We start from the raw sequence: 23,416 nt of genomic DNA on the forward strand, positions 1-23,416 counted from the left end.
ATGTTATTTTCTTGGTTGATATCAGCCATAAATTGACTTGGATCAATCATTATTGTTTTTATCGTATTTCTAGGCTTATTGATTATGAATTTATAATCTGGCTGTGCCCATCCCCATCCTTCTAGAATAGTTCTTTCATATTCTGGATATTGATTAGGTTTATTCCAGTGCATAGAAGTATATGGAATATAAAAAGTTTCCATAGTACCATCTTCATAAGTTACTAGAATATCAAGAGGCATTCCACTTCTTCCTATTCTTTTTAAACTTACTAATGTTTGATCTTTTTGTACATCTTCTACAAATTGTATAGCGTAATCAACTGTATTATTAGTCTGTGTCCAATCTAGCATATACCAATCAAGTACTGATCCAGAAACTCGTTCAGCAGTGCGTTTAAAATCATTAGGAGTAGGGTGTGAAAATTTATAGTTCGAATAATATTCTTTTAGAGTTTCCATCATATTGTCCCATCCTATGATATAAGCTAATTGAGTTAAGAATATTGCACCTCTACTGTATGCAGAAATCGAGTAAGCTCTATTAGTTAAATAGTGATCAGCATGCGTTGTTAATGGTTCATGCATATTTTTTGCTACTAAATTATAATATGATTTATAATTTGACGCAAATGGATTAGTATCCTCTTGATCTTTTTTAGGTAATATTTTTAGCATTGCTAAATCAGATATGAAAGTTGTGAAACCTTCATCCATCCATTCATGCTTCGTTTCATTAGTAGCTAATGCATGTTGAAACCAGCTATGTGCTAATTCGTGTGCAGTTACACCTACTAGACTAGGAAATGATCTTTCTCCTGTAATAAGAGTACACATAGAATATTCCATTCCTCCATCACCTCCTTGAATAACAGAGTAATGAGAGTAAGGATATTGACCTATATTTTGATTGTAGAAATCCATTAATTGAGCAGTAACTGGTTGTAGTTTTTTCCAATTCTCTACTATTGCTGGATTATTTTTATATAAGAAGTGTAATTTTATACCATCTGGCCCTTCATAAGTATCATGGATATAATTATTATCCGCAGCCCATGTAAAGTCTAATACATTCTCCGCTTTAAAATGCCAAGTTAATGTTTTATCCTTTTTATTTGGTGTTACCTTAACCCCATGATCTTCATAACCATGACCAATTTCATTATTGTTTACTAAAGTACCTGTTCCTCCTAAAGTATAATCTTTATCAATAGTAATTTTTACATCAAAATTACCCCATACGCTATGAAATTCTCTACCTAAATATTGTTCAGCGTGCCATCCTTCAAAATCAAATTCTGCTATTTTAGGGAACCATTGTGACATTGATAATGCTACTCCTTCTGCAGATTCTCTTCCTGCTCGTCTAACCATTTTAGGCGCTTGTCCTTCAAAATTCATAGTAAATTCAGTACTAGAATTTGGAGCAATTGGCTCATTAAGAGTTACTTCTAGAATAGTCCCGACTACATTAGTAGTCAGAGGTTTACCATTTTGTTTTAGATTATTAACCTTTAGAAAACCTATTTCATTAGGTTTTAATTTTGCTATTTTACTTTCAAATACTTTTCTTCCTCTGATAGTTTTTGTTTCTACCATTCTTGAATCTGGGTCAGGAATAGATTTTAGTAATGCATCCATATCGCTATTAGGTTGAAATGCATTGTAATACAAATGGAAAAATACGTTTTTTAAAGTATCTGGCGAATTATTAGTATAGGTTAAACTTTGAGTTCCTGTATAAGTAAATTTCTTAACATCTACTTTTACGTCCATAGTATAATCTACTTCTTGTTGCCAATATCCTGGATTAGGATTATTGTGAAACTGAGCAAAAGAAGTTATATAAGTCAGCGTACTTATAGTTAATGTTAGTAATATTTTTTTCATAAGTTGTTTGAAATTAAAGCTCCACAATTAATAGGGTAGTAATTGTGGAGCTATGAAACTTGTGTTAGTAAGGGTGTTTTGATTTATTATTTCTTTTGTGATAATTTTTCTGCTAATAATAAAGCATTATATGCATTTACAAATTTACCAGAAGTTGAAATAGTACTAAAGTTTCTTACTTCTTTTTTCGCACCAACAACAACATCAAAATCTACAGCAACTCCTGAATCCATTATTATTTTTTTCACTTGTGCAGCAGTAAATTCTGGGTAATATGCTCTGATAAGAGCTGCTACACCAGCTACGTTAGGTGAAGCCATAGATGTACCTTGTAAATATTCGTAAGTATTATTTGGTACAGTAGCATAAATTTTAACTCCAGGAGCAAATACATCTACATCATAGTGTCCGTAATTAGAAAATCTAGCTACCATGTTTTTACCAAACTCTGGATTTAGAGCTCCTACCACTAAGAAGTTTTCAGAAATCTCAGGTCCCATATTTACGTTGTCATTTGGATAACGCTCTACACCACCTTCAATATTTAAATCCATAGCGTCATTTCCAGCTGCTACTACGATCAGAACATCTTTTTCTTCTGCATATTTAATTGCATCTCTTACCCATTGGCTATTTTCTTCGTAGTATTTACCAAAGCTACCATTGATAACTTTAGCTCCATTATCAACTGCATAACGAATACCTAAAGCAATATCTTTATCATACTCATCTCCATCAGGTACTGCTCTTACAGCCATAATTTCTGCAACTTCTGATGCTACACCATCTCCGCCTAAATTATTGTGTCTTTGTTGTGCAATAATCCCAGAAACGTGAGTACCGTGTTTAGCCTCAGATCTCACAGGACCTAATACGTTATTATTACCGTAAAATTTGTCATTAATATCTGTTGGATCATCACCTACAACTGTACGACCGTTAAAGTCTACATTTAAATGATAATTTAATTTGCTGTTTACATAATTATTGTAATCTTCGATCCAAGATAATTCTCTACCTCCTTTAAGGATATTGTAGATTACATTTTTTGAATGTAATATTTCTTCTGAAGTTCCATCAAGAGGAATGTTGTCTAAATCCTCAATAGTATAATCTGTTTTTCCTAAAAACTTAGCAATTCTTTCATTTGCTCTTTGTAGCATTTCTGCTCTAACTTTAGTTTCTAGAACCTCATTTTTTTCTTTTTCTAATTCTTTTACAGCTCTTTTGTATTGTGCAGAACCGTCATCACCTCTACGTATTACACGTACCATTTCCATATATTTTCATGAACAGCATCTCCTAAAAAGTTCCATCCATGAATATCATCTACATATCCATTATTGTCATCGTCAATATTGTTTCCAGCGATTTCTTTTGAATTAGTCCATACTTGATTTTTTAAATCATCATGTTCAATCTCAACACCTGAATCAACAACACCTACCACTATTTTATTTGGTAATGGTTTGTTTTTTAAGATAAGTTCATAAGCTTTGTCTACAGACATTCCAGGTACTGTGTCTGTTATGATGTCTAAATGACTCCATCTTTTCAATTGTTCCTCAGACAATTCTGTTGTTCTCTTTGGTAAATGATCAGCAGAAGTGATTGGAGTAAGATTTGTTGTGATTTTAGATCCTCCACAGCTTGTTAAAGCTAATGCCAAAACAGCAGAAAGATACATAGGTTTAATCAATCGCATTATATTTAGATTTTTGTTTTAATTAAAAATTTGCCTAAAAATATCAAATAGTTAGAGTTAAATAATGTAGTTAACACTAAATTAAGATTTCTGAGGCTTTATAAATGTCTTTAAGGCGCACACCTTTTTCTGTATTTTGCACAGTAATAATTTCGTTATGAGCATCGTGTTCAAGAAAAAGATACCATTGTTCATCAGCTGCTTTTTGAAGGAATAGTTCTTTTTCAGCTAATGTTAGTAGTGGTCGAGTGTCATAGCCCATTACATAAGGAAGCGGGATATGACCTACAGTAGGTAGTAAATCAGCAACGTAGGCAATTTTCTTTCCATTGTAGTTTAAAATAGGGATCATTTGCTTATCAGTATGTCCATCTGCATAAAATAGATCAAATCCTAATTCACAATTTTCAGAAAACTGTTGGTCTGTTTTGCTTATGAAATTTAATGCTCCACTATCTTGGATAGGAAGAATATTTTCTGATAAGAACGATGCCTTTTCCCTTGCATTTGGTTTTGTTGCCCATAGCCAGTGTTCTTCATTAGTCCAATACTTTGCATTTTTAAATGCATTTTCATAACCAGTTTTATCACTATTCCAATTAACTGCACCTCCGACATGATCAAAATGTAGGTGGGTTAAAAAAACATCTGTGATATCGTCGCAGTGAAATCCATATTTGGCAAGTGATTTATCTATACTGTTGTCTCCCCATAAATTGTAATATCCAAAGAATTTTTCAGATTGTTTATTCCCCATCCCAGTATCAATAAGGATGAGTTTATTGCCATCTTCTATTAGTAGTAATCTAGCTCCTAAATCGATGAGGTTATTTGAATCTGCTGGATTTGTTTTGTTCCAAATGACTTTTGGAACCACGCCAAACATAGCTCCTCCGTCGAGTTTGAAATTTCCACTTTCAATTGAATATAGTTTCATAATTTGATTAGTTAGTTATTTGGTAAGTGCAAATTAAACATTTAAAATAGTTACTACAAAGTTACTTTTGCCAATTTTAGGCTTTACTATTATTTCTATTAAATAAACATCTCTTATCATAAATGACATTGACTTTATTGAGTAAGAGTTTCTTAAATCAGTCAGAGAAAAATAAAAAAAGTAGTATAGATTTTTGGCTATTTCTCTACAATAAGCGCTGTTTTTACAAATTGAGGCTCTCGTGAAGCTAGTATTAATAAGGGATGTGAGCAAGTTCTTCAACACTTCTTCAACACTTCCTCAAGATTCCTTCAGTTTAAAGCCTGTTTGTTGAAGGAATGTTGAAGCGGTGTTGAAGAAGTGTTGAAAAAGTATGTAATTTTGAAGGAGTAATTACTTACGCCGTGTACTTGTATAGTTAAATATCTTTTTTAAGATGGCTTAGCGTTATATTCAAATTTAGAGGGGGGAGAATAATTGCTGTTCTGCCATTTTATTACATAAATCATTTTAAGTAGGATAGGAGATTTATGATGCTAGTTTATCGTGATATTATTGCAATGGTAAAAGCCTAATTTTTTGCTTTTCAAGTGGTTTATGTAGCGCGATTTAGTCTTTATTTATGTTATTACTATACTTTTACAGTTAAGTTCCTCTTATTGTTCAACACCTTCTTTTTTTTGTCCTTGATTAGTTTATTTATTGATGGCATCTTTGTATGAAATAATTGATTAATTGTTTTTTGTAACAGTTTTAGGTCTATTTATGTGTTTCATTTATAGTAGTTATTTAGCTAAAGTGTTTGTGAAAAAATAGTTATAACGACTTATGCTATAATAGATTTTATTGATTTTAGTATTAAAACTTCTAATCGTTATAAATATGTTAGTTAGTATTACAAACCATTTTTTTATAATACCTTTGCATATACATTTTAGAACTAAATCTATTTAAATAACGTATGATAAAGGTTTCAGATATAGCAAGTAAGCGTGTAGCTCTTTTAATGGAGGATGAAGGATTTGATCCTACAAACGACTATGTTCGTGTGGGAGTTACTAGTGGCGGGTGTTCTGGTCTTTCTTATCAGCTGAAATTTGACAAAGAAATTTCGGAAAGCGATAAAGTTTTTGAAGACAATGGTGTGAAAATTGCTGTTGATAAAAAGAGCTTTTTGTATTTGGTAGGAACAACCTTAGAATATTCAGGAGGATTGAATGGAAAAGGCTTTTATTTTAACAACCCTAACGCTAGTCGTACATGTGGTTGTGGAGAAAGTTTTTCTTTATAAGTTATTAATTGGAGAGCGAACGCTTTAGTTCGTTTTCCTTTTAGAAATATTAAATAGTTAAAACTAGGAAGCAATAAAACAATTGCTTTTAAGTATGGAAATATGAGCAAGTATACAGAAGAAGATTTAAAGAAAGAATTAGAAACCAAGGAGTATGAGTACGGGTTTTATACTGATATAGAATCAGAGACTTTTCCTAATGGTTTAAATGAAGACATTATTAGAGCTATTTCTGCAAAGAAAGAAGAGCCAGAATGGATGACAGAATGGAGACTGAAAGCTTTTAAGATTTGGAAGGAAATGATTGAGCCAGAGTGGGCTAATGTTAGATATAAAAAACCTGATTTTCAGGCAATATCATATTATTCAGTTCCAAAGGAAACTGCAAAATATAAAAGTTTAGAAGAGGTGGATCCAGAGTTATTGGACACTTTCAATAAACTTGGGATATCAATAGAAGAACAAAAACGCTTATCTGGTGTAGCGATGGATATTGTGATGGACTCTGTGTCTGTAGCAACTACATTTAAAGAAACGTTAGCAGAGAAAGGAATTATTTTTTGTTCTATTTCGCAAGCAATTAAGGATCATCCAGAATTAGTTAAGAAATATTTAGGATCAGTAGTACCACAGACAGATAATTTCTATGCAGCATTAAACTCTGCTGTATTCTCTGATGGATCTTTCTGTTATATTCCTAAAGGAGTAAGATGTCCAATGGAATTATCTACTTATTTCCGTATTAATCAAGCTGGTACTGGTCAATTTGAAAGAACATTAGTAATTGCTGATGAAGGAAGTTACGTTTCTTATTTAGAAGGATGTACTGCTCCATCACGTGATGAAAATCAATTACATGCTGCCGTAGTAGAATTAATTGCTATGGATGATGCAGAGATTAAATATTCTACTGTTCAAAACTGGTTCCCTGGAGACAGTGAAGGTAAAGGAGGGGTATTTAACTTCGTGACTAAGAGAGGTCTTTGTGAGCGAAATGCTAAGATTTCGTGGACGCAAGTAGAGACTGGTTCTGCTGTGACGTGGAAATATCCATCATGTATTTTAAAAGGTGATAACTCAATAGGAGAATTTTATTCTATTGCTGTTACTAATAATTACCAACAAGCAGATACTGGGACTAAAATGATTCACTTAGGTAAAAATACTAAGTCGACAATTATATCTAAAGGTATCTCTGCTGGTAAATCACAAAATAGTTATAGAGGTCTTGTTTCTGTAGGGCCTAGAGCAGAGAATGCGAGAAATTTCTCTCAGTGTGATTCTTTATTAATGGGTAACGAATGTGGTGCGCATACCTTCCCTTATATTGAAGCTAAGAATCCTTCTGCACAAATAGAGCATGAGGCTACTACAAGTAAAATTGGTGAAGATCAAATATTCTATTGTAACCAAAGAGGTATTCCTACTGAAAAAGCAATTGCATTAATTGTAAATGGTTTCTCAAAAGAGGTACTTAATAAATTACCTATGGAATTTGCTGTTGAAGCTCAAAAATTGTTAGAAATTTCTTTAGAAGGAAGTGTAGGTTAATCTTACCATTTTAAAGACAATTTATAACGCATTCTCAAAAATATTAAAAGACAATTTATGTTACAGATAAAAAATTTACACGCAAGTGTTGACGATAAAGAAATTTTAAAAGGAATAAATTTAACTGTTAATGCTGGAGAAATTCACGCAATCATGGGACCAAATGGTGCTGGTAAAAGTACTTTGTCTTCTGTGATAGCTGGTAATGAAGCATTCGAGGTTACTGAAGGTGAAATCTTATTAGAAGGAGAAGATATTGATGAATTAGCTCCAGAAGATAGAGCTCATAAAGGTGTATTCTTATCTTTCCAATACCCAGTTGAGATTCCTGGAGTTTCTGTTACTAACTTTATTAAAACTGCAATCAACGAATCAAGAAAAGCTCAAGGTTTAGAAGATATGCCTGCAAGCGAAATGTTGAAATTGATTAAAGAAAAGTCAGAATTATTAGAAATCGATAGAAAATTCTTATCTCGTTCTCTTAACGAAGGTTTTTCTGGTGGAGAGAAAAAACGTAATGAGATTTTCCAAATGGCGATGTTAAACCCCAAATTAGCTATTTTGGATGAGACTGACTCAGGATTAGATATCGATGCATTAAGAATCGTTGCAAATGGTGTAAACAAATTAAAAAGTAAAGACAACGCTATTATCGTTATTACTCACTATCAACGTTTATTAGAACATATTGTTCCAGATTTCGTACACGTTTTATATGACGGTAAGATTGTAAAAACAGGTGGTAAAGAATTAGCATTAGAATTAGAAGAGAAAGGTTATGATTGGATTAAAGCTGCTGTTGAAAAAGAGTAAGCTAACTAATGAAACAATCATTTTAATCTAATCGGAAATAATATGGAACTTAAAGAAAAATTAATATCGTCTTTTGTTGCTTTTGAACAAGGATTGAAAGGTGAACATGACTGTTTACACAATATTCGTTTAGAAGGACTAGAGACATTTGAAAATAAAGGTTTCCCTAGTAAAAAAGAGGAAGCATGGAAGTACACTTCACTTAATTCTGTTTTAAAGAATGAGTTTTGTGTTCAACCTAAAAAAGAGGTAGCAATTGAATATAAAGATGTAAAAAAATACTTTTTAAGTGATTCAGACACTTTTAAATTAGTATTTATCAATGGAGTATTTAGTTCTCACCTTTCAGAGACTACTCATGATAATGGATTTGATGTTTGTCTTATGTCTGCGGCATTGACAAAACCAAAATACAAAATGGTGATTGATAACTATTACAATCAAGCAGCTGATAAATCTGATAGTCTTACCGCTCTTAATACAGCGTATGCAGTAGAAGGTGCTTATATTAATGTACCAAAAAGTACAGTAGTTTCTAAACCAATTGAAATTATTTACTTGTCTACAGTAGAAGATCAAGCTTTATTAGTGCAACCTCGTAATTTAATTGTCGTTGGCGAAAATGCTCACGTTCAAATTTTAGAACGTCATCAAAGTATTAGTGAGTGTAGCATATTTACAAACTCAGTAACTGAGATATTTGCTCACAAACGTGCTATTTGTGATTTTTATAAATTGCAAAACGACTTAGATACAGGTACTTTAATTGACAACACTTTTATCAAACAAAAACAAGAAAGTAGAGTTTCAGTACACACTTTCTCATTTGGAGGTAAATTAACGCGTAATAATCTTAATTTCTATCAAGATGGTGAGCGTATTGATAGTACTTTAAAAGGAATTACGTTAATAGGTGGTAAGCAACATGTCGATCATTATACATTAGTATCACATAATCAACCAAATTGTGAAAGTCACCAGGATTATAAAGGGCTTTACAATGATAATTCTGTAGGAGTTTTCAATGGTAAGATCTATGTAGATAAGATTGCACAAAAAACGGATGGTTTCCAACAGAGTAATAATATTTTGTTGAGCGACAAAGCAGTAGTTTACACAAAACCACAATTAGAAATCTTTGCTGATGATGTTAAATGTTCGCATGGTTGTACTATCGGACAATTAGATGAAGAAGCTATGTTTTATTTACGTCAACGTGGGATTCCTAAGAAAGAGGCTAAGGCATTGTTAATGTACGCTTTTACTGATGATGTAATGAAATCTGTTAAGATACCAGAATTGAAATCTAAAGTAGCAAAAGTAATTGCTGATAAGTTAGGTGTTTCAATGGGATTTGAAATTTAATTTCGATTTATATATTCCTTCGATGGAAAGAAAAATAGGCTATCTGAGACAGATAGCCTATTTTTTTGATTGAAAGGGATATTGAATTGGTTTTGGTATATATTGTTGTTTACTTTTATATCATGCTTTTAAAGCCTTTAAAATAGCTTATAAGACTACTTTAAGCTTAGAGAAAAGAAAACCAAGCTGATTTAGGGAGGAGCTTGGTTTTCTTAAAAGAAAAATTTGTTGTTTTGTTGTGCAAGTATATATACATATATCGTACCAAAAAAATGGCACGTAGTAATTTTATGGTTAAATAGAAGTAATACTACTAAAGAAGTACATTAAATCCTTCTTTTTCATACTCTGATATTTATCAAAACTATTTTATGTTAGAATAAATTCATGTTTTTTGTGCAGTTATCTCTTTTATTGTAAAAATTATTTTTTGTGAACATTAGTATGTCTGCATAAAAAAAGGATTGACCATTATATGATCAATCCTTTCTTCTATGAATTATAATTTAGATTAAGATTCGCAACTACTGCAGGTAACTAGATTTGTTACCATTTCTTTTGATACACTTTGACTACGTTGGTAGTAAAGAGTTTTTACTCCTAGTTTCCAAGCCTCTATCATTAAGTTATTTACTTCTTTGATAGGTAGAGCAGAAGGAATATTTAAGTTTAAGCTTTGTGCTTGATCTACATATTTTTGTCTAACTGCTGCTTGTTGGATAATTTCTAATTGACTTATTTCTTTGAACGTTTTGAAAACTGCTTTTTCTTCGTCAGTTAATTCCTCTAATTGTTGAACACTTCCACCATTTAGCATGATGCTTCTCCATGTTTCTTCATTGTCAATTCCTTTTGATTCAAGCAATTTTGTTAGGTATTTATTTTTACGCATAAAATTACCTTTCGAAAGACCTGCTTTATAGTAATTACTGCTAAAAGGTTCGATGCCAGGAGATGTTTGTCCTAAGATAGCTGAAGAAGATGTAGTAGGAGCAATAGCCATTGTAGTGGTATTTCTTCTTCCATATCCTTTTAATACTTCAGGTTCACCATATATTCTAGCTAATTCTTGTGTCGCTTTATCAGCCTTTGCACTAATATCTGCAAAGATTTGATTCGTTAACATTTTAGCTTGTAATCCTTCAAAAGGAATCATATTCTTTTGAAGATATGAATGCCATCCTAATACTCCTAAGCCTAAAGCTCTATGACGTTTAGCAAAGTTATTAGCTGATGACAGATAATAATTTCCTTCTGTTTTTTCAATAAATTCTTGTAGTACCGCATCTAAGAAGTAAATAGCTAATTTTACTGCTTCTGTATCTTTCCATTCATCGTATAATTCAAGATTCATAGATGATAAACAGCAAATAAATGATTCATCATCTGAAGAAGGTAACATAATCTCAGAGCACAAATTACTAGCATTTATTCTCATGTTTTTGTCTTTGTAAACTTGTGGTTTATTCACATTTACATTATCTGAGAAAAATAGGTAAGGCATTCCTTTTTGTTGTCTGCTTTCCAATACTTTTGCCCATAAGCTTCTTTTTTCTCTATCACCATCTATCATTTCTTGCATCCAATAATCTGGTATGGATACACCGTAGAATAAGTTTTGGATGGGATTTCCAATATTTCTAATGTTTAAGAACTCTTCACAATCTGGGTGATCAATATCTAAGTAAGCTGCAAATGCACCTCTACGTACTCCTCCTTGAGATATAGTGTCCATTGCTGTATCAAAAAGTTTCATAAAACTTACTGCACCACTACTTTTACCATTATCTGTTACAGCACTTCCTCTTTCTCTTAATCCTCCAAAATAACCAGATGTACCACCACCTATTTTCGTCTGCATAATAACTTCTCCAAGCTTATGAGTGATTCCTTCTATGCTATCAGGTATATTCACGTTGAAGCAAGAAATTGGTAGTCCTCTCTCAGTCCCCATGTTTGCCCAAATAGGAGAGCTTAAGCTCATCCAACCTCTTTCTATCATCTCTTGGAAAGACTCTTTTAATTCTGGCTTATAAAGGCGTCTTGCGGCTGCAGAAGCTATACGGTCTATTGCACCTTCAACTGTTTCTCCTTTTAATAAGTATCCTCTGTTTAAAATTTGTTCGCTTTCTGAATTTTTCCACCATAGTTTTTCACACAGGCTTGCAGTTTCATCTATTTGTAATGGTAGTGAGAAGTTATTCATATTATTCTAATTCTTTGATCGTGTTTATTATTAAAAAAATGCTTTGTCAGTAATACTTATCGGTATTTACTAGAACAAATCGTCAGCAGTAAAACTCTTATCGTGTTTTGTATAATCTACTGGTCTCTTTGCAAAGAAATCATCTAAGCTATTTGCAAATACTTCTTCTTCAAACCAAGCCATTGGTTTATATTGTTCTTGAGTTATATTAAAGACTTTATTTAAGCCAATCTTAACCATGCTTTCATCAACTCTAAACTTCATAAAGTTTAATAAGTCTTTTTTACTAACTGTTTCAATTTCGCCAGTCTCAAAAATCCAATCTAATATTTTACTCTCAATATCTATTGAATGAATAATAACATCATTTACATGATTAATTAATTCTTCATCAAAGAAATCTGGGAATTCTTTTCTAATAACGTTTATTATATAAATACCTGCGTTTGCATGTACTTGCTCATCTATAGAAGTCCAAGCAATAATGTTGCTCACATTTTTCATTAGACCTTTAAATCTTGTGAAAGATAGGATAATAGCAAATTGACTAAATAATGATACATTTTCAATTAATAGAGAAAACAGAATTAACGATACTACATATTTTTTTCTGTCTGTATTATTTTGTGAGTTTTCTAAAACTTTTGATAAATAGTCTACGCGCTCTTTGATTACAGGAATGCTTAATAACTCTTCAAATTCATCGTTATAACCTAATACATCTAATAAGCGAGAATAAGCTTCTGAATGTCTAAATTCACATTCAGCAAAAGTACTTCCTAGTCCATTAAATTCTGGTTTTGGAAAGTGCTGGTATAGGTTTCCCCAGAAAGTTTTTACTGCTACTTCAATTTGTGCAATAGCTAATAGACTGTGTTTAATCGCTAATTGCTCCCCAAGCGTTAGATGCGAATGGAAGTCTTGTGTATCTGCAGTAAAATCTACTTCACTATGTACCCAAAAAGATTTATTAATAGCATCTGTGAATTGATATATTCCTGGATATTCAAATGGTTTGTAGTTAACTCTTTTATCAAAAATAGACATAGCAAATATTTTATTATAATTAGTATTGTGATTATTTCTTTTTCAGAAAATGGGTGAGTTTTGATACATTTTAAATTATTTAAAACTAAATAATTTAAAATAAGAATGTATTTAAAGGGATACAATATCCTTACTCAGGATAGCTAATTTACACTATCCAAATATGGATGTCAACTTATATTTGTCAGAAATCGAAATTAGTTATCAACAATCGTTTAATAACTTTTATTATTTTATTTTTTGTGATTATCAAGTTTATTTTCAATGCCTTGTAGTCATTGCGATATATTGAATTTTTAGTAGAGTAGTAGCTAGTTTTTTTAGGATTTATCTCATTTCGATGATTAAATATTTAGGTTATTTTTGTTGGGTTTTTGACAAATAAAATATTTGAATATTGAAATATACCTTGAAGTAATAAAAAAAGGGTGATTAATTAAATCACCCTTTTTCGTTGTTTTATTCTATTGAAGAAACTATCTCTCTCCATGTTTCTAATTCTGGAATTCCTGGTTTTCTCTTACCAAAGAACTGTACAATTATTTCTCCCATTTCGTTAAACACTTCGATCGCTGTTACAATACCATCTTCTGTTGGTTTTCTAACAATCCATGTCTGTGCAATTTTATCCATATCTAAATGCATGTTGAAATCAGGATCTAATACATTATACCAGTTTTGATGCCACATTGTTCTTTTTACTTCTCCCGTATGAATCTGTATTAATCCCTTATTCCCTACAAATACCATGATAGGGGTTTGAAGTTCTGCAGCTTTCTCTAACATTGTTACAATAGCATCTTTGTTTATCTGTTTAGCATAATATTCATCAGGTGCTAAGCGCAAAGCTTGTGTACGCGTTAGATTATATTTTTTAAGCAAAGAAAAGAAGTCATGAGTATCTTTTAATTCTTTCCATTCTTTTCTGAAGCTTTCTACATCAATCTCCTCATCTAATCGTTCATCAAGATTATGAAGATACACCTCTGTTGTTTCTTCTTGACTTTGATCAGGTGATTTATATTTCTCGACAAGAGCTGTAAAGGCTTCTTCATTGCTCTGTGGTACTAAATATATTTTGTGAATTGCTTCACCATCTTTTCCGAAAAACTGTAAGCTCTTTCTAGTTTTATCTCCAGCTGGTTCAACTACTGCAAAAACTTTTTTCCAATGACTTAAGAAGATTCTTAAATCAATATCTGGGTTGACAAATAGACCAGCATGAGATGATTTGAAATCAGGATTGCTGTATATACCTTTTCTTTCATGAACACATTCGTCATTTCTAGTTAGGGCCATTACTTTTCCAAGCGTCTCTATTTCAGATAGAATTTCTACAAATTCTGGTTTTAGTCTTGTTACTGTATCTCCTATTTGTGTAGCTAAAAGCTCCATTTCGCTGACATTTAATTCATTGGCAGCATTTCTGATTCTTAAATGTGGTTTTGATTCCTTTAAGGCATCCCAACGTTGTTTTAAGGTAAGGGCTTCTTTACTCATTATATATTTTTAATTAAGCGCCAAATATAATTAGCGGGTTATTATTTACTGGATTTTTAGTTACTATACAAGGAAAATTATATACAGAAGATATAATTTCTTGTGTTAATACTTTCTCGGGTGAATCATAAATGACTTTCTTACCCTTTTCTAAAAGAAGGATTTTATCAGCATATTGAGCTGCTAAATTAAGATCGTGTATTACTACTATTGCTGTATTTCCCTTGCTTGTAAAGTCTCTAATAATATCTAGAATCCGATGTTGGTGTAATACATCTAGATTGTTTAGAGGTTCGTCTAAGAAAAGAAGTTTATTATCTACATCATTGTTTAGCTGAGATAAAACGCGTGCTAGATGAACACGTTGTTTTTCACCACCAGATAAATGATTGTATTCTCTGTGTTGTAAAGGGCATATATCAATGCATTCCATGCTTTCTTGAATAGCTTCTTTATCTTTTTCGCTTGGTATGTGATCAAAATAAGGATATCTTCCCATCATTACTACATCTTCTACATTTAGAGGAATATCGCTATTGTTGTGTTGTGAAAATTTAGCTTTGTGTTTAGGAAGTTCTCTATCACACCATTTTGTATATTCACAAGCCTTAAGAAGAATATTGTTTCCTTTTTGGTGTAGTTCGTTTGCAAGAATACTTAGAAACGTCGATTTACCAGCCCCATTAGGACCTAATATTGCTATGAATTCTCCATTTTCACAAGAGAAATCAATATCATTGATAATTAAAGTATCTTTTGTTTTGTAGTTTATTTTTTGTGCTTGTATCATTTTACAATGATTTTTTAAATCGTACTAAAATAGCAATAAATACTGGAGCTCCCATTATTGAAGTTAATATTCCAATAGGTATTTCTGAAGGTGGTACAATAGTTCTACTGATAGTATCTGCTGTCAATAAAAGTATACTTCCACAAACAGTCGATAATGGTAGAATGAAATAATAATTAGATTTAAATATTAATCGTAGGATATAAGGTACTATAAGACCGACAAAACCAATAGTTCCTGTAAAAGCAACAGCTGTTCCTACCATTAAGGCAGATAACAATACTATTCTTTTTTTGATTTTCTCTACTGGAATACCAAGATGAGAAGCGTCGCGTTCTCCTAACATCATTGCATTAAGCGATTTTCCTTTATTGATTAATAAACAAATGGATGCAATAATAACTATACCTAGTATAATCACTTTATTCCATGTCGCTCCAGCTAAACTTCCCAATGTCCAAAAGGTCAAATTTCTCAATTCTTCCTCGTCTGAGATATAAGTAAGTAATCCTGTTGCAGAACCTGTTAAAGCTGTAATAGCAACACCTGATAGTAATAATATACTAACATTCGTCTTTCCATTAGTAGTTGACATTTTATAGACAAAAGTCATAGTAATCATGGCGCCTATAAAACTCATGATACTTAATAAGGAGTAGTGAACTACTTCAGGAACTACTGATTTTATGTAACTTCCTAAAACTATAGTTACAGCAGCGAACAATACGGACCCTGCTGTAATTCCTATCAAATCTGGTGATGCTAAGGGATTTTTAAACATCCCTTGCAAACAAGTACCAGCCAATGATAAACCAGCACCAGTAAGTATTGCCATTAATATTCGTGGTAGACGAACATCAAAGAATACATAATGGTCACTTGGATTAATGGGTTGACTGGTGAAAAGTATCTTTGTAATTGTATTTATACTTCCTTCTTCAAATTGATAAACTCCAATGAAAATCGACGCAATGGCTATAATTATTAATATCACTAATAAAGTAATTGCGTAAAAAGAGAGTTTTTTCTGCATTTTTGATTATTCTGAAAGTAATTTATTTAATTCTTTAGCTGCTTGACCTACTCTAGGACCAAAACCTCCAAGTAACTGACCATCCATAGCAATTACTTTTTTGTTTTTTCCTGCGTTAGTTTGGTTGATTCCTTCTATTTGTAGAACTCCATCAATCCCTCCCATACTTTGTAATCCTGAAGTAAACATTAAGATATAGTCTGGATTGCTGTTAAGCAATGATTCTGGAGTTAGAGGTTTGAAATCTTTGAACTCAGTAATAGCATTTTGTCCTCCAGCTAATGCAATAACGTTATTTACTGGAGTATCGTCTCCCGCAACTAATAATGTAGATGCGCCACGAGCATAAATGAATAATACTTTAGGAGTCTTTTCAAATTTTGTAATACCTGCTAAATCTTGGTCAATTTTAGTGATTAATGCCTCGTAATTTGTATTGTTTAATGTTTGAGCGACAGCTTTAATCATTTCTTTTGTTCCATCAACAGAATATTCTTGTTTGATTAATTCTAATCTGATTCCAGAGTTTTTTAATTGTGATTTAAAGTCATCTTTAATGTCCTTATCATTTGCATAAATGATGGTTGGTTTTAAAGACATGATACTTTCAATTGAAATCTTTGAAGTATGTCCTAAATCTTTTGTAGTTTCCTTGATGTTTTCTGGATATGTACTTGTTACGTCCACTCCAATTATATTTTCTTGTTCTCCTAGGTCAGCTAATATTTCTGTAATAGCACCATTTAATGAGATTATTCTTTCTTTTTGAGCATTTGTTGCCTGCTGTTCAGATGGCTGTTCTTTTTTTTGATTACAACTAACTATAGTAATTAGTAGCAGTGTAAAAGCGGCTAGTTTTTTCATTTTTCCTCTAATTTGAATTAAATCTAAATTATCGCAAATTTAGAATCTTTTTGATGCGTTACAAAACATATTTAGATTAATTTTAAATTAATATTTGGTGGGCAAAAGTATACGAATCCGTATCTTTGCTTTTAAATTTGTTTGTTTTATTTCAAAACAAGGTTTTAATTTCTAAAGAGAAGTAATATGTTAGATATAAAGGCAATAAGAAATGATTTTCCTATACTTGATGAGAAAGTGAATGGAAAACCTTTGGTGTATTTTGACAATGCAGCTACTGCTCAAAAACCACAAGTGGTAATCGATGCAATTGCTGAATATTATGAAACTATAAATGCTAATATCCACAGAGGAGTTCATACTTTAAGCCAATTGGCTACTGACGCATATGAAATTGCAAGAAAAAAAGTACAACACCATATAAATGCAAAAGAAGATAGAGAGGTTATCTTTACTGCAGGAACTACATTTGGTATTAATTTAGTAGCAAGTGGTTTTGCTCGCTTATTAAAAGAAGGGGATGAGGTACTTATTTCTGCAATGGAGCACCACTCTAATATTGTTCCTTGGCAATTTGCATGTGAGCAGTCAGGAGCTACCCTTAAAGTCATTCCTATGAATGAAAAAGGTGAGTTAGTGATGGAAGAGTTTGATAAGTTAATAAACGAAAAAACTAAAATAGTTGCTGTTACTCATATTTCAAATGCATTGGGTACTATCAATCCTATCAAGAGAATTATTGATAAGGCGCACGAATATGGTGCAGCTGTGTTGATTGATGGAGCGCAAGCAACTCCACATGTTAAGCCTGATATGCAAGCATTAGACTGCGATTTTTATGTGTTTTCTGCTCATAAAATATGTGGACCTACTGGAACTGGTGTTTTATATGGAAAAGAAGAATGGCTTAATAAGTTACCACCATATCAAGGAGGAGGTGAAATGATTAAGACAGTTACTTTTGACAAAACTACTTTTGCATGTTTACCTCATAAGTTTGAAGCGGGTACTCCTAACATAGCTGGAGGAATTGTATTAGGATGTGCCATTGATTATTTAAACAGTGTTGGTTTTGATAATATTGTAGCTTATGAACAAGAGTTATTAGATTACGGAACTAAACGCTTATTGGAGATAGAAGGACTTAAAATTTATGGTACTTCTGATGATAAGGCATCTGTAATTTCATTCAATATAGAGGGGATTCATCCTTACGATATTGGGGTAATAGTTGATAAATTAGGTGTAGCTGTGCGTACAGGTCATCATTGTACTCAACCTATTATGGACTTCTACGGAATTCCTGGAACAGTGAGAGCTTCTTTTAGTTTTTATAATACTAAAGAAGAAATCGACACACTTGTCGAAGCAGTTAAGAAAGCTAAATCAATGCTTTCGTAGTTTAAGAATAAAAAATAATACAGAATATGACAATAAAAGAAGCACAAGAGGAGATAATTGATGAATTTTCAATGTTTGATGATTGGATGCAACGCTACGAGTATATCATTGAATTAGGCAAAAGTCTTCCAATAATCGATGAAAAGTATCAAGTAGAGGAGAACCTGATTAAGGGCTGTCAATCTCAAGTATGGCTTCATGCTGAAGAAAAAGACGGCAAGATATGTTTTACGGCTAATAGCGATGCTATTTTGACAAAAGGTATTATTGCTATTTTGATACGCGTTTTTTCTAATCAAAATCCAGAATCAATTGTCAATGCTGATATGTCTTTTATTGACGAAATAGGGTTGAAAGAGCATTTGTCTCCTACTAGAGCCAATGGACTTGTTTCAATGATTAAACAGATTAAAATGTATGCTTTAGCATATCAAGCTAAACAAAATTAAGATTAGGTATGGAAGAAATAGATGTACAACAATTAGGCGAGAATATCGTAAGAGTTTTAAAAACAGTTTACGATCCTGAAATCCCAGTAGATATTTACGAACTAGGATTAATCTATGATGTTTTTGTGAATGAAACTAATGATGTAAAAATCCTGATGACTTTAACTTCTCCTAACTGTCCAGTAGCAGAAACATTGCCAATGGAAGTTGAAGAAAAGATTAAATCAATCGATGAAGTAAAGGGAGTAGAAATTGAATTAACTTTTGAACCTGCTTGGACAAAAGATTTAATGAGCGAAGAAGCGAAACTTGAATTAGGAATGTTATAATATGGAGGGAGAAATCATTAATAAAGTTGCAAATAGCGCTTTAAAGGTTTTTGATTTAGAGGACTATTATCCTACTAATCCTCGTATGGAGATTGATATTGCACAGTGGCTTTACGAAGGTTTTGTGTTAAGAGAGAAAGAGTTCAGAGCTGCTTTAAAGGAAGTCGATTGGGCGCTTTATCAAGATGCTTTTGTAGGACTTTATTGTTCGACAGACGCTATATTACCAGGTTGGGCGTATATGCTTTTGACAAGTCATCTTCAGCCAGTAGCAAAGAGAATCTTTCTTGGTGATAGACACCATTTAGAAAAATCAATCTATCAAGAAATACTTTTTAACATTGATTATAATGAATATAATGATTTACCAGTCATTGTTAAAGGATGTTCTAAGAAAGAGATTCCTGAGGAAGCATATGTTCTAGTAACACAGTTGATGATGAATCACGCTAGATCAGTAATGTTTGGAGAAGCTTGTTCGGCTGTTCCTGTTTTTAAACGTACTGTCAAAAAATAATATGTTTTTTTGCGTTTTTAGTCTATAGTCAGTACTTTTGACTAAAAATTAACAATATGAAAAAAGTTTTATTAGGATTAGCTACGCTTTTCGCAATTTATTCAACTCAAGCTCAGGAAACTGAATCTAAGGATGAAGTACAACCTTGGACATCAAAAGGTAACTTTGCTCTTTTAGTAAGTCAGTCAAGTTTTTCTAATTGGCAAGCAGGTGGAGATAACAATTTCTCTGGAAACTTGAATGTTAATTATGACTTGAATTATAAAAGTGATGATTGGAATTGGGATAACAAAGTAATAGTAAATTATGGTCTTACTAAATTAAAAGGGGAAGATCAAAAGAAAACAAATGACCGTCTAGAGTTAAATTCATTACTAGGGAAAAAAGCAACAGGTAATTGGTATTACTCAGCTTTTTTAAATTTTAAAACTCAAATGGATTCAGGTAATGATAAAGATGGTATTAGAAACTCACATTTCTTTTCTCCTGCTTACTTGCAAATTGGACCTGGTTTATTATGGAAGAAATCTGATGATCTAAAAGTTAATATTGCTCCTGCAACTTCAAGATTTATTTTTGTACATAAACATTTCACTGAATTTGGAGATGCTTTTGGTGTAGAGAAAGGGAAGTCTATGGAATATCAACTGGGGATGTCTATTAATGCATATTATAAGTTGAATTTAATGGAGAATGTTTCAGCAGAAAATATTCTTAACTTATATTCTAACTATTTAGATAAACCTGCAAATATTGTAATGGATTATCAGTTAAACATTGTAATGAAGATTAATAAATATCTAAGTACAAACTTTACTTTCCAAGCAGTCTATGATGACGAAGCTTATAAAGGTTTCCAAGTTAGAGAAGTGTTAGGAGTAGGGCTTAGCTATAATTTCTAAACAAATAATTTCAAAAAATAACAAAAAGCGTTTGATGAATTCATCAAACGCTTTTTCTATTATAATAGGTTTATTCCTTTTTCTAATGCTTGTTGTCGCACAGAATCTGGCCATATACTTGCTTGTACTTCTCCGATATGTTTTTTCTTCAGTAAGAACATACAAATTCGCGATTGACCTAATCCACCACCTATTGATAATGGAAGTTCATTCTGCAGGAGTAGACTGTGGTAAAACAGATTTTGTTTATCCAGTGAATCAGTAATTGTTAATTGATGTTGCAATGCTTTTTTATCAACTCTTATTCCCATAGATGAAAGTTCTAATGAACTATTTAATGTTTCATTCCAAACAAGTAAATCACCATTTAAACCAGCATAACCATCTTCTGTTGTACTGCTCCAATCATCGTAATCACTAGATCTACTGTCGTGAGGTTTTCCGTCAGATAGTTTATTGCCAATTCCTATAATAAATACAGCTCCATATTCTTTCGCAATTGCATGTTCTCTTTCTTTTGGAGATAATGTAGGATACAATTGTAAAAGTTGCTCAGAATGGATAAAAGATATGATTTTTGGCAATGTAGGTGCGATACCATAAGTCTCCCACACTTTCTGTTCTGTATCCAAAAGAGTTTGATAAATTTTTCTCACAATATTTTTGAGATAGCTAAGTGTTCGGTTAGTTTCATCAATTTTCAATTCCCAATCCCATTGGTCAACATAAATAGAGTGAATGGGACTACTATCTTCATCTGGTCTCAGGGCTCTCATATCAGTTAAAATACCTTCATGAGTAGATAACTCTAGTTCTTTCAATCTAATTCTTTTCCACTTTGCTAGTGAATGTACAACTACTCCACGATTATTATTAAGAAATTTTACAGGAAATGAGACAGGACGCTCAATACCGTTCAAGTCATCATTGATTCCTGTTCCTTCATTAACAATCATTGGTGACGAAATAGGATACAAGTTCAATGCATTGCACAATTTTTCGGTGAAATGTTTTTTCACTAATGCAATGGATTCTTCGGTTTGTAAAATTTCTTTTTTACGCATAATATGTAGTTTTAAAAAGTTTAGGACAAAAAAAAAGCTCCTCGAAGAGGAGCTTTTAAACGGATAATGAAATAATATATAATTAACTTAAATCAATAACAATAGCTTCCCTCTTCGAATCGTGACCACAATTCAAATTATTATTAGAGAAATTATTGTTTATTGATAGATACATATAATCTTTTCTTGTTATTCTATAATTGTAAAAGTAATAAAAAAATGATTACTAAACTTTTTGATTTCAAAAATTTATTAACAATTAAGTTATTCTTCCGCATCAGGACCTATTAAATGGTCATAATCTGGGTATAAAAAATTGTTGTAAGGGAAACGTGTAATGTGTATAGATCTTACTGTTTCGTATACTTTTTTTCTAAATTCTTCAAAGTTTTCTTTATTTGTAGCAGATATAAAAATAGCATTCTGTTCACCCACTTTATTCATCCACGTTTTCTTCCATTCCTCAATAGTGTAATGTCTAGAAGTACGTTCTGTCATTAAATCATCTTCTTCTATTACATCTGGTTCATAAGCATCAATCTTATTAAAAACCATTATAGTTGGTTTGTCATTACTCTTGATGTCTTTTAAAATTTCATTTACAGATGCAATATGATCTTCAAAATCGTGATGAGAAATATCCACAACATGTAGTAGTAAATCAGCTTCTCTTACTTCATCAAGGGTACTTTTAAAGGATTCTACTAACTGCGTAGGTAATTTTCTTATAAATCCTACAGTGTCAGAAAGAAGGAAAGGTAAATTACCTATAACAATCTTTCTTACAGTTGTATCAAGTGTAGCAAATAGTTTGTTTTCAACGAATACTTCGCTTTTTCCAATGCTATTCATTAATGTTGATTTACCAACATTGGTATATCCCACTAAAGCAACTCTAATCATTGCGCCTCTATTACTTCTCTGTGAAGCCATCTGCTTATCAATGACTTTTAACTTTTCACGTAATAGGGTGATGCGATCGCGCACTATACGTCTATCTGTTTCTATTTCTGTTTCTCCAGGTCCACGCATTCCAATACCACCACGCTGTCTCTCTAAGTGAGTCCACATACCTGATAGTCTAGGTAGCAGATATTGAAACTGTGCTAGCTCAACTTGTGTTCGGGCATATGAAGTTTGTGCTCTTTGTGCAAATATATCTAGGATAAGATTTGTACGGTCTAGTACTTTACAATCTAATATTTTTGAAATGTTTTTTTGTTGTGCAGGAGATAACTCATCATCAAAAATAACAGTATGAATATCATTTTCTACGATATAGTGATGTATCTCCTCCATTTTCCCTGTCCCTACAAACGTTTTTGGATTTGGCTTATCCATTTTTTGTGTAAAACGTTTGAAGACTTCACCACCTGCTGTAAAGGTCAAGAATTCTAATTCGTCTAAATATTCATTAAGTTTTGACTCATCTTGATCTTGTGTAATAATACCAACTATTACAGAACGTTCAAAATTTGTTTCTTCTCTATCAATCATATAACTATATTATAATACAAAATTACTAAAAATGTTAGATGATATTACAAATCGACTAAAATACCTTTTCTTTTGCATGGATATAAGATATTTAGGTCAGTCAATTTATCTAATCAAAAGACGCTAAATAGAAAAAAGCGAATGTTTTGTTTTTTTTTATCTCAATTTTCTAATTAAAATTTGTGGTTAAACTATACACATTTAGTACTTTAAAAGTATTGGATTATGTACTATATTTTTTTTGTATGGCAAAATCACATTTCTGT

19 protein-coding genes and 1 pseudogene are annotated in these 23,416 nt (G+C 31.9%); 9 read left to right on the forward strand and 11 right to left on the reverse strand.

Annotated elements, in window-relative coordinates; translation table 11 throughout:
* The 3 genes and pseudogenes from RH98_RS04850 to RH98_RS04860 all read right to left on the reverse strand — a co-directional run.
* Positions 1–1,889: M1 family metallopeptidase (locus RH98_RS04850; protein ID WP_010251142.1), on the reverse strand; the 1,889-nt coding region annotated here is incomplete at its 3' end.
* Positions 1,890–1,975: 86 nt separating this feature from the next.
* Positions 1,976–3,594: pseudogene (locus RH98_RS04855) on the reverse strand (S8 family peptidase).
* A 76-nt stretch (positions 3,595–3,670) separates the two neighbouring features.
* Positions 3,671–4,531 (reverse strand): MBL fold metallo-hydrolase, encoded by an 861-nt coding sequence (locus RH98_RS04860; protein WP_010251144.1) that lies wholly within the window; start codon positions 4,529–4,531, stop codon positions 3,671–3,673.
* 961 nt (positions 4,532–5,492) lie between these two features.
* On the opposite strand from RH98_RS04860, the gene RH98_RS04865 reads away from it, so the two are divergent.
* The 4 genes from RH98_RS04865 (at position 5,493) to sufD (ending at position 9,551) form a co-directional block, all read left to right on the forward strand.
* Complete coding sequence (locus RH98_RS04865; protein ID WP_010251145.1) at positions 5,493–5,822, forward strand: HesB/IscA family protein; 330 nt, start codon at positions 5,493–5,495, stop codon at positions 5,820–5,822.
* 102 nt (positions 5,823–5,924) lie between these two features.
* Positions 5,925–7,373, forward strand: a complete 1,449-nt coding sequence (gene sufB / locus RH98_RS04870) for a Fe-S cluster assembly protein SufB (RefSeq protein ID WP_010251146.1) — start codon at positions 5,925–5,927, stop codon at positions 7,371–7,373.
* A gap of 57 nt (positions 7,374–7,430) precedes the next feature.
* A complete protein-coding gene (sufC, locus tag RH98_RS04875) occupies positions 7,431–8,186 on the forward strand; it encodes a Fe-S cluster assembly ATPase SufC (RefSeq protein WP_010251147.1) in 756 nt (251 codons plus the stop codon).
* 42 nt (positions 8,187–8,228) lie between these two features.
* Entirely contained in the window at positions 8,229–9,551 is a 1,323-nt protein-coding gene (gene sufD / locus RH98_RS04880) for a Fe-S cluster assembly protein SufD (RefSeq protein WP_010251148.1), read from the forward strand.
* A 511-nt stretch (positions 9,552–10,062) separates the two neighbouring features.
* Here sufD and RH98_RS04885 read toward each other — a convergent pair.
* The 6 genes from RH98_RS04885 to RH98_RS04910 form a co-directional block, all read right to left on the reverse strand.
* A complete protein-coding gene (locus RH98_RS04885) occupies positions 10,063–11,757 on the reverse strand; it encodes a ribonucleoside-diphosphate reductase subunit alpha (protein WP_010251149.1) in 1,695 nt (564 codons plus the stop codon).
* A gap of 69 nt (positions 11,758–11,826) precedes the next feature.
* Positions 11,827–12,804, reverse strand: a complete 978-nt coding sequence (locus RH98_RS04890) for a ribonucleotide-diphosphate reductase subunit beta (protein WP_010251150.1) — start codon at positions 12,802–12,804, stop codon at positions 11,827–11,829.
* 459 nt (positions 12,805–13,263) lie between these two features.
* Positions 13,264–14,304, reverse strand: a complete 1,041-nt coding sequence (locus RH98_RS04895; protein WP_010251153.1) for a hemin-degrading factor — start codon at positions 14,302–14,304, stop codon at positions 13,264–13,266.
* A 13-nt stretch (positions 14,305–14,317) separates the two neighbouring features.
* The gene (locus RH98_RS04900; protein ID WP_010251155.1) at positions 14,318–15,094 is read right to left on the reverse strand and encodes a heme ABC transporter ATP-binding protein; all 777 of its coding nucleotides are present in this window, start codon (positions 15,092–15,094) and stop codon (positions 14,318–14,320) included.
* A 1-nt stretch (position 15,095) separates the two neighbouring features.
* Positions 15,096–16,127 (reverse strand): FecCD family ABC transporter permease, encoded by a 1,032-nt coding sequence (locus RH98_RS04905; RefSeq protein ID WP_010251157.1) that lies wholly within the window; start codon positions 16,125–16,127, stop codon positions 15,096–15,098.
* Positions 16,128–16,133: 6 nt separating this feature from the next.
* Positions 16,134–16,991, reverse strand: coding sequence for a heme/hemin ABC transporter substrate-binding protein (locus tag RH98_RS04910; RefSeq protein ID WP_010251159.1), 858 nt, complete (start codon positions 16,989–16,991; stop codon positions 16,134–16,136).
* Between the two features lie 186 nt (positions 16,992–17,177).
* Between RH98_RS04910 and RH98_RS04915 the strand changes: the two genes are divergently transcribed.
* The 5 genes from RH98_RS04915 to RH98_RS04935 are packed head-to-tail and all read left to right on the forward strand — an operon-like array spanning position 17,178 to position 20,589.
* On the forward strand, positions 17,178–18,392 hold the full coding sequence (locus RH98_RS04915) for an aminotransferase class V-fold PLP-dependent enzyme (protein ID WP_010251161.1): 1,215 nt from the start codon (positions 17,178–17,180) through the stop codon (positions 18,390–18,392).
* Between the two features lie 26 nt (positions 18,393–18,418).
* Positions 18,419–18,841: a SufE family protein gene (locus RH98_RS04920; RefSeq protein WP_010251163.1), complete on the forward strand. Its 423-nt coding sequence runs from the start codon at positions 18,419–18,421 to the stop codon at positions 18,839–18,841.
* A gap of 8 nt (positions 18,842–18,849) precedes the next feature.
* A complete protein-coding gene (locus tag RH98_RS04925) occupies positions 18,850–19,170 on the forward strand; it encodes an iron-sulfur cluster assembly protein (protein WP_010251165.1) in 321 nt (106 codons plus the stop codon).
* Position 19,171: 1 nt separating this feature from the next.
* Complete coding sequence (locus tag RH98_RS04930; RefSeq protein WP_010251167.1) at positions 19,172–19,687, forward strand: DUF2480 family protein; 516 nt, start codon at positions 19,172–19,174, stop codon at positions 19,685–19,687.
* 56 nt (positions 19,688–19,743) lie between these two features.
* Complete coding sequence (locus tag RH98_RS04935) at positions 19,744–20,589, forward strand: DUF3078 domain-containing protein (RefSeq protein WP_010251169.1); 846 nt, start codon at positions 19,744–19,746, stop codon at positions 20,587–20,589.
* A gap of 59 nt (positions 20,590–20,648) precedes the next feature.
* On the opposite strand, the gene asnA is transcribed toward RH98_RS04935, so the two are convergent.
* Both asnA and hflX read right to left on the reverse strand, forming a co-directional pair.
* Positions 20,649–21,653, reverse strand: coding sequence for an aspartate--ammonia ligase (gene asnA, locus RH98_RS04940; RefSeq protein WP_010251172.1), 1,005 nt, complete (start codon positions 21,651–21,653; stop codon positions 20,649–20,651).
* A gap of 264 nt (positions 21,654–21,917) precedes the next feature.
* Entirely contained in the window at positions 21,918–23,150 is a 1,233-nt protein-coding gene (gene hflX / locus RH98_RS04945) for a GTPase HflX (protein ID WP_010251174.1), read from the reverse strand.
* Between the last annotated feature and the right edge of the window lie 266 nt (positions 23,151–23,416).

It is taken from the genome of Myroides injenensis M09-0166 (assembly GCF_000246945.1).
Lineage (GTDB): Bacteria > Bacteroidota > Bacteroidia > Flavobacteriales > Flavobacteriaceae > Flavobacterium > Flavobacterium injenense.

Bases quoted from the DNA above. Each gene is read 5' to 3' on its own strand.
- RH98_RS04860 (WP_010251144.1), bottom strand. From the start codon at position 4,531: ATGAAACTATATTCAATTGAAAGTGGAAATTTCAAACTCGACGGAGGA.
- RH98_RS04865 (WP_010251145.1), top strand. From the start codon at position 5,493: ATGATAAAGGTTTCAGATATAGCAAGTAAGCGTGTAGCTCTTTTAATG.
- sufB (WP_010251146.1), top strand. From the start codon at position 5,925: ATGAGCAAGTATACAGAAGAAGATTTAAAGAAAGAATTAGAAACCAAG.
- sufC (WP_010251147.1), top strand. From the start codon at position 7,431: ATGTTACAGATAAAAAATTTACACGCAAGTGTTGACGATAAAGAAATT.
- sufD (WP_010251148.1), top strand. From the start codon at position 8,229: ATGGAACTTAAAGAAAAATTAATATCGTCTTTTGTTGCTTTTGAACAA.
- RH98_RS04885 (WP_010251149.1), bottom strand. From the start codon at position 11,757: ATGAATAACTTCTCACTACCATTACAAATAGATGAAACTGCAAGCCTG.
- RH98_RS04890 (WP_010251150.1), bottom strand. From the start codon at position 12,804: ATGTCTATTTTTGATAAAAGAGTTAACTACAAACCATTTGAATATCCA.
- RH98_RS04895 (WP_010251153.1), bottom strand. From the start codon at position 14,304: ATGAGTAAAGAAGCCCTTACCTTAAAACAACGTTGGGATGCCTTAAAG.
- RH98_RS04900 (WP_010251155.1), bottom strand. From the start codon at position 15,094: ATGATACAAGCACAAAAAATAAACTACAAAACAAAAGATACTTTAATT.
- RH98_RS04905 (WP_010251157.1), bottom strand. From the start codon at position 16,127: ATGCAGAAAAAACTCTCTTTTTACGCAATTACTTTATTAGTGATATTA.
- RH98_RS04910 (WP_010251159.1), bottom strand. From the start codon at position 16,991: ATGAAAAAACTAGCCGCTTTTACACTGCTACTAATTACTATAGTTAGT.
- RH98_RS04915 (WP_010251161.1), top strand. From the start codon at position 17,178: ATGTTAGATATAAAGGCAATAAGAAATGATTTTCCTATACTTGATGAG.
- RH98_RS04920 (WP_010251163.1), top strand. From the start codon at position 18,419: ATGACAATAAAAGAAGCACAAGAGGAGATAATTGATGAATTTTCAATG.
- RH98_RS04925 (WP_010251165.1), top strand. From the start codon at position 18,850: ATGGAAGAAATAGATGTACAACAATTAGGCGAGAATATCGTAAGAGTT.
- RH98_RS04930 (WP_010251167.1), top strand. From the start codon at position 19,172: ATGGAGGGAGAAATCATTAATAAAGTTGCAAATAGCGCTTTAAAGGTT.
- RH98_RS04935 (WP_010251169.1), top strand. From the start codon at position 19,744: ATGAAAAAAGTTTTATTAGGATTAGCTACGCTTTTCGCAATTTATTCA.
- asnA (WP_010251172.1), bottom strand. From the start codon at position 21,653: ATGCGTAAAAAAGAAATTTTACAAACCGAAGAATCCATTGCATTAGTG.
- hflX (WP_010251174.1), bottom strand. From the start codon at position 23,150: ATGATTGATAGAGAAGAAACAAATTTTGAACGTTCTGTAATAGTTGGT.